This is a genomic window from Paraburkholderia atlantica (genome assembly GCF_009362785.1).
Classification (GTDB): domain Bacteria; phylum Pseudomonadota; class Gammaproteobacteria; order Burkholderiales; family Burkholderiaceae; genus Paraburkholderia; species Paraburkholderia atlantica.
Genome location: NZ_WHNQ01000048.1, coordinates 1 through 15,959, shown reverse-complemented (window position 1 = coordinate 15,959; position 15,959 = coordinate 1). Strand labels below are relative to the sequence as shown.

The following is a 15,959-nucleotide window of genomic DNA, read 5'->3' as shown; positions in this document are numbered from 1 at the left end:
GGAGTGCGGGATCAAGATGACGCTGCGCAATCTCAAACACATGGCCATTGCCTGGCTGCTCGCTTTGCTGACACTCAACACGTCGCCGGCATTAGCGGATGCGTCGGCGTCGGCGCCGGTGTCAGCCAGTGGGACGGCCGCGAACCCCTATGTGAGTCAGGGAGAGACGGCGGCCGGAAATGCGCGTGCGATCGACAAGATCACCGCGATGTTTTCCTCGATCATGGACACCGCGGTTAGCGCCTCCCAGAGTATCCAGCAAGAATCCGACAAGTTCGCCAGCGGGCTCGCGGTGATCACGATCGTTCTCGCGGCAGTGCGCTTCGGTGCGACGAAAGACCCTGTAATGGCGTGGGTCGCGCTTTTTGAAGAACTCGGCATCCTTGGCATCTTCGCGTCCATTTATGTGGGTTTCGCAAGCTGGGCACCGAACTTCTACAAGTGGTTCGTCTCCATGGCGAATGACATCGGCGGCGCAAACATGACGAGCGCACTCAGCATTATGGGCAGTGCGGCCGGACAGGTCTTCGATTCGGCCGTTCAGGCATGGTCGGGGATCGGCTTCAAACTAACGATGATCCCCGATGTCGTTATCGCAACGATTCCGCTGTTCTTCGCATGGGCACTCCTGTCTGTCACGTCCATAATCTTTGTGTTCTTTATCAACATCGGGCAACTACAGTTCGCCGCGGGCGTTGTGATGGGCCAGATCGCGTTCGCGCTTGGCTTTTCCTCATTCACTCGCGGCTATTTCAAAAGCTGGCTCGATTACATGGTCAGCGCGGGCATGTATATCGTTGTGGCGGCGATCCTGATGCGGCTCGTGACACACAATATGGTCAACGCTGTGCAGGACGCTGCTCAGCTAGGCCTCACGACAGCCGGCGCCGCCGCGCAGGTGTTCGATCTCGCCTTTTTTGTATTCCTCGTTTCATTCGAGATCCCGAAAATTGCCGGCATGTTTGGTGGGGGCGCGAACGCCAGCGGCGCAATCATCGGAAAGATTGCGAAAACGGCGACTGGGGGTCTTGTATGACGCTGCACGCATCCATGGAGAGCGAAGCGCTACTCACCCAGCACCAACGGCGTGTCGACCTGATCGCGCAATGCGCCAACGAAGTCAGCAAGGCCGATTTCGAGCGCAGATGGATGAGCGTCCTTCGGTCGTGCGCCGCGTGGTTTGCTTCGCTGCCGCTTAGTCCCGAGCTCTACAGGGAGCCGGGCGGGGCTTTCCGTTGCACCGTTGAGACTGCTTTCTATGCGATGCGGCTGGCTGGCGGACAGAAATTCGGCACCAGCCTGCCCTCGGAGAGGCGCCGCCGCATCGAGCCGCAATACAATTACGCGGTGTTTCTCGCCGCAGTGTGTTCCCGGCTGGACGAGCCCTACCGGCATTTCATCATCGAGCGCGACAGGGATCGGCAGGCGTGGAATCCGTCGGTGAACGGTGCGGCGAGCCCATGGCTCGCCGGTTCCGACTATCGCATCTGCCGTCGGGAACAGCCGTTGCCCGTTGAGCGTATGCGCACAGGGATGCTGGCACAGGTTCTCGTGGGTTCCGAGCTACTGGCCGGGCTCGATGGCGAGGTGCTTTCCGATCTGTTCGGCGCAATAAATCCGAGCATGCAACCCCTCGGGGCCGAGTCGCTGCTGCATAAGGTGGTTCGTCAGGGGGTCGCCACTTCTGACGAATTCGATCGCAAGGCGCAACGCGCGGTATTCGCGCCCGTCCAATTCGACGTACCGTCCGCCGTGCATGTAGCGGCCGAGCTGGAGCCCGTGGTCGTTCCCGCGCCCGCTCCGGTGCAGTCCGTGTCACCTGCCGCGCCGTCGGCGGGAGTGTCGTCGCCGCAACCCGTGGTCGCTCCTATTGATGCTCCGGTGCCGCCGGCGAGAGCGCCGCAGGCGCATCCGCAATCGCCGACCGTTCCTGCCGACAGCGTCGGCCCGTCGTCGCAAACGTCGCATGAGGTGTTGAGCTGCGCGAGCCCGATCGAAGCCTCCGGCGTCGCGCCACCGTCTGCCGCAATCGATCCGTCAACAATGAAGGCCGCGGCCCAGCCAGCCCCGGTACGTCGCGAATCGGAGCCGCCCGCGGCGTTCGAGGAAGTGCTCAAGGGCGTACCGAATCTCGTGCGCGAACTGTTTCAGGCGCTGCGCGAGGACGTTGCCACAGGAAAGGCGTCCGTCCAGTGGAACGACAAGGGACTGGTGCTCCAGAAGCGTCTAGTCGGGGGTTATGGCGTAAGCAGCAGCACGCTCGTTGAACATATGCGCAAGCGCGGCCTGATGGTTGCCGATGAAGCCAGCCAGATCACTCTCACCCCGCGCGCGGGCCAACTCATTCTCGATCCACCCGCATGACCACTCCTTATATCAATCATTTCAGGCCGATCTATGAGTTGCGTGCAGCCGCTTTCTGGCTCGCGGCGATTGTCCTACTGCCTCTTTCGGGCATGCCCTACTCGTGGGTATTTGGCCTTGTTGCACTCGCTTTCCTTGCCGTGCGCTCATTCCAGATCTGGCGCGCATTGAAGTTCCGGATGGCCATTTCAACGAAGTGGCTCACGACCCTTCCGATCCCCAGGCTGTTGCAGATCCAGCAGCGCATGAAAGAGGAGGCGAACTCGATGTACCTGGGCATCGGGTTCGAATGGACGCAGAAGCATTGCCAGATTGCACACGACATCCTGCGCATGCCGACGACTGACATTCCGGGGTTGCCGAAATGGTTGAACAGGACGAAGACCGGGCGAAAGATTGAGGAGGCGATTGAAAGCATCTTTGCACCAAAGGACAGTGTTCGCGACCGGATGCCTCAGGGTGCATCGTGGATCCACGGGCTTGAGCCAAAGAAGGCTCTCGTCCCTTTCCACTACAAGTCGATGGGTGGCCACACCGCCGTCGGCGGCACGACCGGCTCGGGTAAGACGCGTACCTATGAGGTGATCTCGACGCAGGTCATCCATCTGGGCGACGTGCTCATTAACGTGGACCCGAAAAACGATAAGGACTGGAAGCTGCGCGCCGAACGCGAAGCGGCCAGGACCGGCCGGAAATTTCTCTACTTCAATCAGGCCAAGCCTTCAGAGTCCGTGCGTCTGGAGCCGCTAGATAGCTGGTCGCAGCCGTCCGAAATTCCCAGCCGCATTGCGCAGTTAATGGAAGAGGGGCCATTCCGTGACTTTGCGTACCTGTTTATCAGCCGGTCGGTCAATGGGGAGCTTTACATCGGGGACAAGCCCAATCTGCGCTCGATCCTGAAGTATGCACAGTCTGGCATTGCGACGCTTCTGGAAAAGGCGCTGCGCCGGTTCTTCGCGGAAAACAGGCTGACAGACTGGGAGCAGCAGGTCGCGACAGAAACGACGCGCCAAGGCCAGCGCAACAACGCGGCGACGCTGGTCGACGGAATGATCGCGTTGTACAACGCGAGGTTCGCATCGCAGGAGCGTGGTCATGAAGCGATCGACGGGCTAATTGCCACACACACGCACGATCGCGAGCACTACATGCGCATCATCGCATCGGCCCTTCCATTGCTGCAGATGCTCGCAACCGGTGAGACGGGTCTCATGCTCGCGCCGAAGGTCGACGATTTTGACGACGAGCGGGAGGTCTGGACCATTGAGAAGGTAATCCGCCAGAAAGCGATACTGCATATCGGCCTCGACTCCCTGTCAAACAGCATTGTCGCAAAAGCGATCGCGTCGATGTTGCTGGCTGACGTTTCAGCTGTCTGCGGCTCGATCTACAACTTCTACGAGACGCCGCCAGACGTGGTACTGATCATCGACGAGGTGGCCGAGGCGATCAACGAACAGGTCATCCAGATCCTCAACAAGGGACGAGGCGCCGGTTTCAAGGCGTTTGTCGCATTCCAGACGCGCGCAGACCTCGAGGCCAAACTTGGAAACGCCGCGAAAATGCTGCAGGTTTTGGGCAACCTGAACAACCAGATAATCCTTAGATTGGAGGATACAGATACAGCACAGTGGTTCTCGGATAAGGTCGGAGAGACTGCGATCCGCAATATCACGATCACTGGCAGTACGAGTACAGGAACCGAGGCGCATATCGGCGAATTTACCGGTGGCGTTTCACGTTCTCTTCAACTGGAGAAAGCGCCGCTGATTCCAACCCGCCTGATTCACAGTCTGCCCAACCTGCAATATTTCATGCGCATCTCGGGCGCCGCCGTGTATCAGGGCCGTATTCCAATCCTTCAAGGCTGAAAACCTACGCATGTCTGCCGTATTCAAAAAAATTATTCGCGAACACAAGCTATCGTCCCGCCTGATTCCCGTCTTCACGCTGGCGCCGGAGCTGGAGCTCGCCTGCGCACGCGTGGCCGATTTCATCGGGGAGAAGTTCATGGGTGAATCTGAGCCGCTTATCAAGGAGATGCTCGACACAGCGATCGCATCGTTCAAGCGCACGCGCAAGACCGGCAACCCGCACGTAGCCTTCATGCAGGGGCTTTTCAGTCACGCAGAGCGGCTCTACGCGCGGCGTTACGTGGCACGCGACGGCGAGCGGTACCACGTGTGGCCGCCAATGCTCGAACCCGTCACCGAGTTCGAAGCACGACATGAGGCGCGCGGAACGGAAATGGTCGACGAACGATGCCCGGAGAACATCACGCAGCGCTCCGCCGCCTTCCAGCTTGCAGCGCGCGCACTGACGGGCGAAAACTTCCGGCTCTACTTCGAGGACTACGATGTCGCTCACACGTTTTCTGATCGCGAAGCTGGCGAGAGTTGATGTGGACGTGGCGCGGCGGGCGCTCGCCACGGCGCATTCGCAGGACGTAATGGATGAGTCCCGCCCCGCTGAGTTCTCGCGCGGCGCTGGCGCGCGCGCGTACGGCATGGCCCTGTTCGTCTCCCGTCGTCCCGTCCACTTCTACATGGGTATGTTCGGCCTGATTCTGTTTCCGCTTTACATGCTGTCCCGGCTTGGGTCTGCGCTCATCGAGTGGGGGATTGCCACCTATGGCCAGTAGCCGATTCGTTTCGCACGTCAAGTGGTGGTTTTTCCTTGTGCCGCTGCTGGCCCTCGTCGTCATGCCTGCGCTTCCGGATCGCTCGCTGTTTGCTGTGCCTGCGCAGGAAGCGCAGTCTGTCGAAGACGTACTGGGCGTTGAGCGTGCCGATGACGTACTTTCGCTTACCAATGCACGATTCAGGCGCTGGTTCGTCGACACTGGCATCATCCGCTCGACGCTCGATGCGTCTGCATCAGGGGAAATCGGAGAGGCTGGCGTGTCCGACTTCGCCCGCTCCTGGGTACACAACTTCTGGCTGGAGGTGTATCGGGTGATCTATCGCGCGAGCGTCATGAAGCTGTGGCTGATCGGGACTTTCGTTTTCTGTGTCGCGGCTTTCGTTGATGGTTCCGTACGACGCAAGGTCCGGGCCTCGGCCGCCGGATTCGCGAGTCCGCTGTCTTTCCACCTCGCTGGCCACGGGATTCTGCTTGTCTTCGGGGTAGCGTTTGCGGTTCTAGCAGCGCCATTCCCGGTCCTCGCCCAATACTGGATCGCAGTCGCCGCGGTGCTCGGCGCGCTGCTGTGGAAGGCGGCCGCCTCGTTCCAGTAACACTTTTCCCGGAAAGCTGCTGAAAACCGGATAGCTTTCCGGGTTAGTAGTCTGAGCCGGCTCACGGCTCCGGTCCTTCGATGCGCTGCCGTTCCCAGCGTCACACCGCGATTCCATCCCTCAAATTGAACCGACACCTGGTCTTCATCAGGTCACCGCGGGTCAGCAACAACGCAAGCTATCCATCCCGCGAGTGCCATTAGCCGAATGGCGGACGCTTCATCCCCAAAAGCACAACAAAATCGAACATGTTTCGGGCGTATCTGGCTGCGTGGCGTCGTAACAATAAGGTCGTACCGCGCGCGTGGGCGCGCACTTTCCACAGGAAACCACATGACCACCATCACGGAAGAGGCAAATCTCGACGCTGCCAGCAATCCTGCGGCTGCCGAACTCACAATGTCACATACGCCTACGAACGGCGGTAATGATGGTGCCGCGGCGGGCGCTCCGGTGGAGAGCGGTCCGACAATCAGCGACGGCGCGGACGGTGGCGAGATCGAACTCGAACTGCAGCAGATGGAAGACGCCGCGAACACCCTTCACAGGGAAGGTGTGATCAGCGACAGCGAAGTGGACGAAAAGCGCGAGCAGGTCGCACGAACACGCAAGATGTTCCGTGAATTGTCCCCGGCTGAGCGCGCCGCAATCGTGCAGCGCCGCCGCGAGATCGGCCGTGAGCTGATGAACCGGCAACTGTCAGGCGCAGCCGTGGTCCGGGCCGCTGTGCGCCTGAATCACACGCGGCTCAAACCGCTCTTTGAGCAATGGTGGCCGTATCTGAACCGCATGAGCATCAATATGCAGCGTTTCGGCCGCTCGACGTTCGGTGCGGAGGATCAGGGCACGCTCACCGCCTTCTTCGAAAAACACGTCGGCGAACTCGAGGCCTACGTTGACGAGCAGCTGAATGTCGCCGAAGGATTCCGCGTAAAGACCGAAGCTCGATTGCGCGAGCAGGGCGATATCGTGTTTGCGCCGAGTGTCACCAAGCCATCTCTGGCAGTCGAAGTCGAGGCTTATTCGCGATTCTCGATGCGTGTGCTGTCGTTGCTGACGAAGTTCGACCACGTGATGGATCATTTCGACTTTCTCGTCTGGAACGGGGTGCGCGATCAGTCCGACATCGATGAGGAAACGTCGCGTTTTCTGCGCAAGTTCCACCCGGTTGGCTTGCGAGGCTATATGACACACCTTCGTCTGATGACCACCGTGCGCGGCCGCTAACAGGACGGCCAACATGCTCGACGGGCTCAATCCGCAACAGCGGGAGGTCGCAGAACAGCGGGGGCACTGCGTCGCGATCGCTTGCCCCGGCGCGGGCAAGACCAAGACCATAGCGGAGAAGGCCGCGCTACTGCTATCGGACCCCGCTGCGATCGTCGGCGCTGTCACATTCAGCAAGGATGCGGCCGTCGAGCTGCGCGACCGCATTCTTGCGCTCGCTGGCGACGGCACCAGGAAGCGCCTGATCGCAGGCACGTTTCACTCGCTTGCATTCAGGCAACTGGGCAAGCGCGATATTGCGACTGATGGCGACCGCATGGCGCTGATTGCGCGAGTGATCGCCGAGCTGGGTCTGGACTGCAAGCCAGAGGACGTCGTGCCCGTCATCGAGGGCATCAAAACCAATTTCGGGCGCGTCGAGGCGGGCACCGGCGACGCGCAGATCTACGAAGCCTATCAGGCGTCGCTGGAGCGAAACGGCAAGATCGACTTTCAGGACATGCTACGACTGGCGGTCGCCGGCATGGAGGCGGGGGACATCGAACCGTATCACTTCACCGATCTGCTCGTTGACGAATTCCAGGACACGGACCCTTTGCAATATCGCTGGGTCGAACTGCACGCCAAGGCGGGGGCCAACGTCACCGTAGTTGGCGACGACGATCAGAGTATCTATGGCTTCCGTGCCGCACTCGGCTTCAGGGGCATGGAAAGCTTCGCAACCACGTTTAGCGCCCAACGGGTGGTGCTCGGGAGTAACTACCGTTGCCACGACGAAATCCTCTCAGCGGCTGATCGCGTCATTCGCAACAATGCAGATCGCATTTTGAAGGTTTTGCGAGCAGAGCGCGGCCCGGGCGGCGCAGTCATGGCCAGGCGCTCTGATGACGAATATGCGGACGCCGTCGCGGCAGTCGAGACGTTGCAACCGCTGCTGAAGGCGGGCAAGTCATGCGCAATCCTTTCACGCACGAACCGCATTCTGGACCCGATCGAAGCCGTGTGCCGATCGCATGGTGTGCCGTACTTCCGCGCCTCCGGCAGCTCCGTGTTGAATCGCCCGCAGGGCGCGCTGATGTGCAATCTGCTGGAAGTCGCCGAAGGGCACAAGCAGAACGGGCTCGACGCGGTCTTCGGCTACATGGGTGTCAGCACGCCCCTGCTTGGCGTCCTGCACCGCGATATGGGGACGGTGCTCGTCCAGCGTCAGAAGAAGGATCTGCTGGCGCTCGGTTTGCCAGAAGATACGGCGACGGTCTATCGCGCATTCATGAAGCGGCTATGCGAATGGCAGGAATTGTGCGCGCGGCGGTTCTATTCGCTGGTGCTTGACGGTGTACACGAACTGATGTTGACGTATGCGAAGAACGACCAGGCGATCCGGGCGATCCAGGGCACCTACGACGTACTGTCGCGCCTGTCGGGGACTTTCGCCGAGCGCATCGAGTTTCTGCGGCGAGAAAATAACAAGCCGGCTGAAGGCGCGCTAGTGCTTACCACAATGCACAGTTCGAAAGGGCTCGAATGGGACCACGTGTGGATCTCACGCGCCGAAGAGGGTGTCGTTCCTGATGAGAAAAGCACCGAGTCTGAGGAGCGTCGCCTGTTTTATGTGGCGATGACGCGTGCTCGCGATGGATTGACAATCGCGACGATCAAGAAAAATCCCGTCTCCCGATTTGTCATCGAATCTGCGATCCAGTAGGCACTGATCCGCATGCTCAAACGACTGTTACACAGACTCGGCTACACGCCGGCCTCAACTCTGAGCCTCGTCCCGCACAGCGCTGCCCAACACGGTGAGCGTGCCCTGCATCAACTGCACGCCGATGGATTCCAGTGGTCAAATGCCAGAGCCGACGCGCTGTGCGCCTGGCATGAAGACGGCGAGGGCTATCACTACGCAATCGGCCGCGAGGACTGGGCGCCGCTCGCGGTCGCCGGACTCTCGTTGATTGGCAACGGTCAGTGCAGGGCGTGGCTCGACGAGACGGTACAGGCGCGCCTGGGGATCGGACAAGATCTGCTCGCGTCGTGGTATGCAGCAAACAGACCGGTGCTGGATGGCTTGCGCGCCAGCCTCGATGCATGCACGTCCCCGGATGCCGCAGCGTCGATGTCCGGTGCAGAACGGGACATCGCGCCGCTCCTCAAAGCAGGTGAAATCGCTGAACTGTTCGCGCTCACGTGGAGGCGATATCACCTCGCCTCGCCGTTTAGCAGACTTGGTAATTCCGCCCCGTACAACAGGCTCGCCGTGCATCATGCGCTGCGGATCGCGGCACAGACCAACCTTCATGCGCTTGAGCGGGCACTGGAATGGCTGACGTTGTGGCTCGAAGCGCGCGGCATGAGGGTCGACCGCGAAGCACAGTCGGTTGAACTGCCTGGCTATCAGGCGCTATATTTCCGGTCAGATGCCGGAATGTGGCCGTGATGCGAAGCCGCGGGAAGAATAAGGGGCGCTGTGCGCCCCTTGTGTTGTTGCCCTTTCCGGGCTGAATGTTCGTCAGCGATTAAAGAGCCACATTGTGCAGCTTCAGGACAAGTCGATAGTGAGAGTCGCCTAGCGGCACGTCGATTGTCTGGCCGTCTGCGACCACCACGTTGCGTTTCTCGACGATCAAACCCTTCGTATTCACGACTTCGGAACGACAGTCGGCTGGCCCGTCTTCGGACTTGCCGACGAATTCCGTGTCCTGAACGCTGACCGAAACCATCGCCTTGTTCCCGTCGACCATGGCCGGTGCGATAAACAGGGCGCGGCCGACAAAGGCGCTCTCGCTCCTAGGAGTGGTCGTGTTGCCAACCTTCGTACAATGACCGTAGCCGATGTTGTCGCCGTTCGAAATGACAAAGGCGGCTTTACCATCGTTGCCAATGATCGATGTGCCAGTCACGATCTGAACGCCGTCCTTGTAGAGCGCTGCGTCGAGCTGCTCTTGAACTGGTGCTGTTTCGGCCTGTGCGCTGGCCATCAACGCGCCGGCAACGAGGAAAGGGCTAATAATCTTGCTGATACAGTGCATCATGGAACTCTTCTGGTTGAAAAATGTACCTAGGCGCATCATCAGGAGTTCGATGCGGCGCGTGACAACTGCTGAACGTTGCTTGCAGCGTTCTCTATCGTCAGATCGCTCCTGCGCTTGACCTGCCCTTCAAGTGACGCACGCGGGCCGAGACGGATCGTCCCGTAGTAGTAGACGTTGCCTATCACGCGGCCATTGATCTCCAGAGCGCCGCGGGCCTGGACGTCGCCTTCGACGGTTCCATCGACCCTGACATACTCGCCTTCGACCTGACCCTTCACCATGCCTCCCGGGCCGATGTGGACGAGGCCGGAACTTGAAACGACATTCCCGTCCACGATGCCGAAGTTACTCATACCGTGATCGAGGATGACGTCACCGTGCATCGATAGCCCCGCGGACAGGAGCGTGACATTAAGCGGCTGTTGCTTCATCGGTCGCCTCATCAGAATAGCTGCACATCGCGCGACTTTGAGGGCTGTGCTTTGGGTTGCGCTGGAGCGGCCGGCTCGGCGATATCGCTGTTTGCAGTGGCCGCCGGCTGGTTGTTATTCGGGGCATCGGTCACCTTCGGCGCAAGTTTGGAGGGCTCTGTTGCAGGCGACGGCGACGCAATCCCATTGACAGAAGTAGCGGCCGGCGAAGATCGCTGCATCCGAATGGGGGATGCTGCTGCGCTTACGGCAGAAGCATGCGGAGCCTGGGAGGCTGGAGCAGCCGGTAGAACCGATTGAGAAGCGAGAGTGCGGGCATCGACGTCCGCGAGTGCGGACTGAGCCACCGGTCTGTGCGTGTCGAGGTCACTCGACACAAGCGGACGTGCGGGCGCCACGTTGATCGGCATCGTACCGTCGGAGTTGCCAGCAGGAACCGGAGACGGCTTCGCCGGGTTGGGTGCGACCGGCACTTTCGGCGCCACGACCGTCTCATGCATCGCGCGCCAGATACGCGCGGCGCTTACTCCACCGCCTGCAGCTAAAGCGGCAATAGCAAGCGCGAGGACTGCAGGCTTGCCGGCCTTGCGTAGCACAGCCGCAAGTTCAACAGCGCGAGTGCGGGCGAGCGGAACGCGGTCCGGCGCAGGCAGGGCGGGCATGGCTGCCGTATGACTGGCAAGGTCGATGATTACCGGCTGCGTGCTGTACTGCGCGTGCAGCGCCTGAATTTCCCTTAGATTCATATCTCTCTCCTGTGACAGTTCGAGCGTAGCCAACCAGCGGCGATGTCAAGTCGCGATGGGGCTTTCCGGGTCTGCTCTGGAAGGGCGGGCGTTACTGCTCGCGCCGCTCGCCGTCGAAGTCGTACTGATCGTTGTCCGGCATGCAGATCTGCACGATATGTTTGAGCCTGCGCTCGGCGTTGTTGAGGATGCGGGCGCGTTCCTCACCTGTGATCTTGCTGCTGACGACGCGTTCGGTTGCGCGCGCATACACGCGGTCGTACTGCGTGAGGCACCGGACCAGCAACCCGGCCAGAGGGCGGGTGATCGTCAGCTCGATCAGGTCATGTGGCAACTCGATCGGGCGGGCTTCATGGCGCAGCAGCCATTGCTCCGTCTTGCGCAACCACTCTGAAGTCTCCCGCAACGCCGTCTCGAGTGCGCGCACTTTTCCCCCTCGCGCGACCGCGATCTTCGACGCGCAAAAGTTGTAGTCGGAACGAATGTAGTTCCGCGCGAACAGCGACGAATAGCGCAGCACGGTTTTCGCATCCGACTCTGCGTTAATGCGCGCAATTCGCGAATCGCTCGTGAGGCGCTCGATGGGCTTCAACCCGCTACCGGGTACGGCAGGCGTTGACTGTTCAGTTGGCGGGGCGACGGCCATAGCTGGAGCATCCGGTGCTATGTCTGGACGCGGGTCCGGCTCCTGTGTCTGTTCAAGAACTGCGGCCATGGGATTATTCAGGGTGGTCTCTCTCACCGGCCATTTTGCGGGCGCATGTCAGACGATATACGGTCAAAAGCTATGCCGTTTTCGTGATCTTTCGGGGGAGCTGAGGCTGGGTTTTGCGCAATACTGACTCTACTTCTCGCGTCCCTGACGCATCGACACTGACCCGGCTAGCCCGGAGTCCATCTTCTGTCCCAAGTCGTGCCCTTGTGCATGCTCCGACCAGCCGGCAACTGGTGTGAAATCTTCTGCTGATGAGCGCCTCGCCCGCGCTCCCCATTCATTCAGTCATAAAACTCGTCGCCGGCCGCATTCATTTGCGCCGCGACATCGTTCGGACCCGGATCATTCGGGTGTTCTCTCTCCAGAGCCCGTCTGGGTAGAACGATCGTAGTGGACTGAACCGTGATCCTGCGGCGGAATGAATTTTCCGAAAATGGGCTGTTGCGCAGCGTGACCATGCTGCGCGGGAACGACCTAACGTTCCCGACTGTGAGCCTCCCGGCTCCCTGAGCGCCACGACCCCAGAAGGGTTGTGGCGCTCGGGTCATTTCATCCGAATCCCGAAGCGCGCTCCTCTGACCGAGGAACGCGCTTTTTTTTGTCCTTCAGTTCCTGTCCCGTACGGAGGTCTTCCATGCTTCCCGACCGTCTTGACCAGCGCATTGCCCAGGCGATCAGCGACACGATCGCCCAGGAACGCGCATCTGCAGATACCGCATCGCCAGCATGGCGCACGCGGTGCGAGGTAGCACGGTTCGCGACGTTCAGCGATCCCGAGCGCCGCGTTTTTCTTTCACATGTTGCTGAACGCCGCGGCGAGGCGGCGGCACACGAACTGGAGCAGTCCGCCAGCGAATTGCGCACCACAGCGATCTTTTTCCTTGCGAGAAAACCCTCATGAATGCAGTTCCCAGCATGCTCAACGGCCCTGTGCGCAGTGTCGTTGAAGAACGGGCCTTGCGCCCGCCGGTGATCGGACACATCCGGCCCGGCATCAAGGTGCTCACATCGAAAGCCCGAGCCAACAGTCGCGCCGTTGACATCTACAACGACATGGTTGCGGCGGGTGATTCGTTCGACACGATCGGCAAGGTGATCGAATCGAAGTGCAACCTGAAAAACGCACTCGCGCCCAAAAACACACCGTATTTCACGTGTCGCCGCTCGGACTTCACCAATCCCGACATCGCCGACGAAATCCTCAGGCTGTATGGCGAGGATCGTGGCGAGGGACTCAAGCTCTATCGCTTTCCAGTGCTGTTCGCGTTCAACGACTGGATGCAGAACCTGCCCAACCAGATGGCCGTGTACGGCGCCAATGGTCGCAAGTTCTTCTCGCAGTACGAACGCGATGGCATCCGCTATTGCATGACGTACGCGAAGATGGAGCGGGATCAGCGGGCGCAACGCGCAGTTCGCCACTTCGGCGGCCGCACCGTGATCCGGCGGCAGGATGAAGCGATTCCTGATGGCATCTGTGACCCCGAACAGTGTCCGCAGTATCAGGCGCGACATTGCAACCTGTCAGCGAGTTTCATCTTCGCTGTGCCGGACATCAAGGGGCTGGGCCTTATCGAGTTGCCGACGAATTCGATCTACGTGCTTCAGAAGGCTTATTCGGCCATGCAGACCGTGCAGCTTGCCAGAGGCAAACTGACCGGGACGCGTTTCTGGATCACGAAGCGTGAGTTCGACATCACGCGCATCAACGAAAACGGCGAAGCGGTTCGGGCAAAGCAGCTGCTCACGGTGCTCGACGCCGACATCGACATCGGTGCGCTGCTCGACGGCGCCGATGATGCGGTGCCGGCAATCGAAGCGGCTGGCCAGGCTGTCGCACTGCTCGAGGCCGGTGGCAACGTTGTTCCCCTTGGCGGTGGCTTTCCAGTCGCCGTTGCTGATGAGGGAACACGCGGTGAGAGCTCTGTCGACGACAGCGACCCGATGGCAGACCAACAGGCATCCGGGCAGCAACAGCCGGTACAGGTTGCAGGCGGGGCTGAAGCAGGCCATGCACATCCCAACGCGCCGTCATCGCAAACTGACGGCAGCGCGGACGATGCAGTCGAAACGCTCGCCGACAAGCTGGACCGTATGTCGGACCTGCTGAAGCGTCTCGGGTTAAGCGCGGAAAACCGGAAGGAAGATTTCCGGGTCTTTGCGCACACCACCTATGGACGTGGATGGGTCGAGCGGCCGCAGGATGTCGACAGCATGAACGAGCGTCTGGAGAAGGCACTGACTGATCGCGCAGCACTCGATCGCGAGATCGCGGCGACCAGGCAGACGACGTTCTTCGACTGACCGGTTTCATCCCTTTCCAAACCTTCCGGCCAGCCCTTCGGGGCTGGCTCTCTCCACACCCGTAGCGAGAACATTTCAGCAAGCTGGTGTTTGCTCAAGTGTTTTCGACCGCGCATTTGCGCATCGAAGCCATGCCGCCAGATGCGGCCATTTCCCTGTTAATCACAAAGGAGTTCGTCCGATGCGCACGATCGGGAATTACACCGCGTTTTTCGGCGCGAACGATGTATTGAGCAACTGGCATCCGTGCCGTTTCACCTACCGCGGTGTCTCTTTCACGTGTGTCGAACAGTTCATGATGGTGCGACGCGAAGTCGCGTAAGTAATTGTTCCAGCTTGATGTTAAGCGAAGGAACCTGCATTTCCGTGTGCAGTAGCCTACTCAAGCTCGCGATGCTGGTAACGGTGCCGTGAGAAGCCTTGAGGACAATGTAGACCGCCTTCGGGCTAGGTGTCCCCGCGAGGGAAGCCGAGAACTCCGAGCACAACTGGGGTTCGGTCGCTAGGCTGGTCGGTATGGGTAACAGAAGTGAACTGTCGATAAACGTCGTTAATTGTAACAAGCCAAATGTGCTGACAGGCTTGAACCAAAACGGTACGTGACTGGTTGATTCGCTCATCATTCGGATCACACGGACACAAAGTCACCGGCGAAAAGACAGGCCCTAACCCGATCGCGTTACTTACGTGGAACGCGGTAAGCCCGTATAGCTCCCGCGAGGGTAGGAGCATCGCAAGATGTGACGATGGATTGCGGGTATGGGATCGTGGAAAAAGCGAAGGCTCGGTTGTAATGACTGAGATACGGACAGTTTGTTTCGTCTGGCCCGAAAGGGCGCCCACTTCCACGTGGTCTTTCATCACGAGACGTATTGATAAACCTTTTGAGGGAGGAAAGCAGATGACTGCATCGTTGGTAGACGCGGGTGCGCCTTTCCACAACCCGGTACAGTGGCACCGGATTGAATGGTCCCGTTGCCACCGAGAAGTGAGAAGGCTGCAAGCGCGAATCGTGAAGGCAACGAGCGAAGGTCGCTGGGGCAAGGTGAAAGCCTTGCAATGGCTACTAACGCATTCGTTTCACGGCAAAGCTCTCGCCGTGAAGCGGGTAACTGAGAATCAAGGCAAGAACACGCCGGGTGTGGATGGGGAAACCTGGTCTACGCCGGAATCAAAGTCCACTGCCATTTTGTTGATGAGGCGGCAAGGTTACCGACCGTCACCTCTGCGGCGCATCTATATTCCGAAAAGCAATGGAAAGCTCAGACCTCTGGGCATTCCGACGCTCCGCGATCGTGCGATGCAAGCGCTACACCTGCTATCGCTCGATCCGGTGGCCGAAACAGTTGCCGATGATTATTCATATGGCTTCCGTACGCACAGATCTACGGCTGACGCCATAGAACGGTGCTTCGGTGTGCTGGGAAAAAAGGCTTCGCCGCAATGGGTGCTGGAAGGCGACATTAAAGCTTGTTTCGACAAAATCAGTCATGACTGGCTCCTCGCGAACGTCCGAATGGACCGAGCGATACTCCGGAAATGGTTGAAGGCAGGCTTTGTGAGCGATGGTGTGTTATCGCCCACCGAGGAAGGTACCCCTCAGGGCGGAATCATTACGCCGCCTACAATGTTGCATACTTTTCTCTCCTGCGTCTGAGTCGGTCGAATTTTCGCTGCCGCGAACCGGCGGTTGCGGATCGACACGGAACACGACGACGATCTCGTCCTTGTGGATTTCTACGCGCTTGACCAGGCCCAGAACGATCTTGCGTTTCGTTTCAAGATCAATCGCATCCAGCTTTTCAGTGACGGCGGCTGCAAACTCCTCAAGCCGGTTAATGACGAGAAACAGCTCGCTTTGCATCGCGCCGTGGCGCCGTGATTCCTGGATCTGCTGTTCAATC

The 15,959-nt window shown here is 59.7% G+C and carries 17 protein-coding genes and 1 pseudogene; 13 read left to right on the top strand and 5 right to left on the bottom strand.

Annotation, left to right across the window (positions count from 1 at the left end; genetic code table 11):
- Positions 1 to 16 precede the first annotated feature (16 nt).
- The 9 genes from GCT19_RS36030 to GCT19_RS35990 all read left to right on the top strand — a co-directional run bounded on the left by GCT19_RS36030 (position 17) and on the right by GCT19_RS35990 (position 9,264).
- The gene (locus GCT19_RS36030; protein WP_152854565.1) at positions 17 to 1,036 is read left to right on the top strand and encodes a type IV secretion system protein; all 1,020 of its coding nucleotides are present in this window, start codon (positions 17 to 19) and stop codon (positions 1,034 to 1,036) included.
- Positions 1,033 to 2,364, top strand: a complete 1,332-nt coding sequence (locus GCT19_RS36025; RefSeq protein ID WP_152854564.1) for a TraI domain-containing protein — start codon at positions 1,033 to 1,035, stop codon at positions 2,362 to 2,364. Before GCT19_RS36030 ends, GCT19_RS36025 begins: the two co-directional genes overlap by 4 nt.
- Positions 2,361 to 4,235, top strand: a complete 1,875-nt coding sequence (gene traD / locus GCT19_RS36020; RefSeq protein WP_152854563.1) for a conjugative transfer system coupling protein TraD — start codon at positions 2,361 to 2,363, stop codon at positions 4,233 to 4,235. The genes GCT19_RS36025 and traD overlap by 4 nt, the downstream gene beginning before the upstream one ends.
- 10 nt (positions 4,236 to 4,245) lie before the next feature.
- Complete coding sequence (locus tag GCT19_RS36015) at positions 4,246 to 4,764, top strand: hypothetical protein (protein WP_152854562.1); 519 nt, start codon at positions 4,246 to 4,248, stop codon at positions 4,762 to 4,764.
- Positions 4,721 to 5,005, top strand: coding sequence for a hypothetical protein (locus GCT19_RS36010; protein ID WP_152854561.1), 285 nt, complete (start codon positions 4,721 to 4,723; stop codon positions 5,003 to 5,005). The genes GCT19_RS36015 and GCT19_RS36010 overlap by 44 nt, the downstream gene beginning before the upstream one ends.
- Positions 4,995 to 5,600: a DUF4400 domain-containing protein gene (locus tag GCT19_RS36005; RefSeq protein WP_152854560.1), complete on the top strand. Its 606-nt coding sequence runs from the start codon at positions 4,995 to 4,997 to the stop codon at positions 5,598 to 5,600. Before GCT19_RS36010 ends, GCT19_RS36005 begins: the two co-directional genes overlap by 11 nt.
- 333 nt (positions 5,601 to 5,933) lie before the next feature.
- A complete protein-coding gene (locus GCT19_RS36000; RefSeq protein WP_152854574.1) occupies positions 5,934 to 6,827 on the top strand; it encodes an ATPase in 894 nt (297 codons plus the stop codon).
- 13 nt (positions 6,828 to 6,840) lie between these two features.
- Entirely contained in the window at positions 6,841 to 8,532 is a 1,692-nt protein-coding gene (locus tag GCT19_RS35995) for an ATP-dependent helicase (RefSeq protein WP_152854559.1), read from the top strand.
- A gap of 12 nt (positions 8,533 to 8,544) precedes the next feature.
- Positions 8,545 to 9,264, top strand: a complete 720-nt coding sequence (locus GCT19_RS35990) for a hypothetical protein (RefSeq protein WP_152854558.1) — start codon at positions 8,545 to 8,547, stop codon at positions 9,262 to 9,264.
- 79 nt (positions 9,265 to 9,343) lie between these two features.
- Here the strand turns inward: GCT19_RS35990 and GCT19_RS35985 are convergent, their stop codons facing one another.
- The 4 genes from GCT19_RS35985 to GCT19_RS35970 all read right to left on the bottom strand — a co-directional run bounded on the left by GCT19_RS35985 (position 9,344) and on the right by GCT19_RS35970 (position 11,751).
- Positions 9,344 to 9,898, bottom strand: a complete 555-nt coding sequence (locus GCT19_RS35985; RefSeq protein WP_152854557.1) for a hypothetical protein — start codon at positions 9,896 to 9,898, stop codon at positions 9,344 to 9,346.
- Positions 9,898 to 10,290, bottom strand: coding sequence for a bactofilin family protein (locus GCT19_RS35980; protein ID WP_152854556.1), 393 nt, complete (start codon positions 10,288 to 10,290; stop codon positions 9,898 to 9,900). The genes GCT19_RS35985 and GCT19_RS35980 overlap by 1 nt, the downstream gene beginning before the upstream one ends.
- Before the next feature lie 11 nt (positions 10,291 to 10,301).
- Positions 10,302 to 11,036, bottom strand: coding sequence for a hypothetical protein (locus GCT19_RS35975; RefSeq protein WP_152854555.1), 735 nt, complete (start codon positions 11,034 to 11,036; stop codon positions 10,302 to 10,304).
- 91 nt (positions 11,037 to 11,127) lie between these two features.
- Positions 11,128 to 11,751, bottom strand: a complete 624-nt coding sequence (locus GCT19_RS35970; RefSeq protein ID WP_152854554.1) for a DUF1845 domain-containing protein — start codon at positions 11,749 to 11,751, stop codon at positions 11,128 to 11,130.
- Between the two features lie 634 nt (positions 11,752 to 12,385).
- On the opposite strand from GCT19_RS35970, the gene GCT19_RS35965 reads away from it, so the two are divergent.
- The 4 genes from GCT19_RS35965 (at position 12,386) to GCT19_RS35945 (ending at position 15,712) form a co-directional block, all read left to right on the top strand.
- Complete coding sequence (locus GCT19_RS35965) at positions 12,386 to 12,652, top strand: DUF7696 family protein (protein ID WP_013094719.1); 267 nt, start codon at positions 12,386 to 12,388, stop codon at positions 12,650 to 12,652.
- Complete coding sequence (locus GCT19_RS35960) at positions 12,649 to 14,055, top strand: recombination directionality factor (protein ID WP_152854553.1); 1,407 nt, start codon at positions 12,649 to 12,651, stop codon at positions 14,053 to 14,055. The genes GCT19_RS35965 and GCT19_RS35960 overlap by 4 nt, the downstream gene beginning before the upstream one ends.
- 181 nt (positions 14,056 to 14,236) lie before the next feature.
- Positions 14,237 to 14,377 carry an NADAR family protein gene (locus GCT19_RS35955; protein ID WP_227749418.1) on the top strand — a complete coding sequence of 47 codons (141 nt, stop codon included), beginning with the start codon at positions 14,237 to 14,239 and terminating at the stop codon, positions 14,375 to 14,377.
- Between the two features lie 579 nt (positions 14,378 to 14,956).
- The gene (locus tag GCT19_RS35945) at positions 14,957 to 15,712 is read left to right on the top strand and encodes a reverse transcriptase N-terminal domain-containing protein (RefSeq protein WP_152854552.1); all 756 of its coding nucleotides are present in this window, start codon (positions 14,957 to 14,959) and stop codon (positions 15,710 to 15,712) included.
- On the opposite strand, the pseudogene GCT19_RS43810 reads toward GCT19_RS35945, so the two are convergent.
- Positions 15,629 to 15,959 (bottom strand): annotated as a pseudogene (locus tag GCT19_RS43810) (recombinase family protein); the annotation flags it as partial. The gene GCT19_RS35945 and the pseudogene GCT19_RS43810 sit on opposite strands and share 84 nt — an antisense overlap.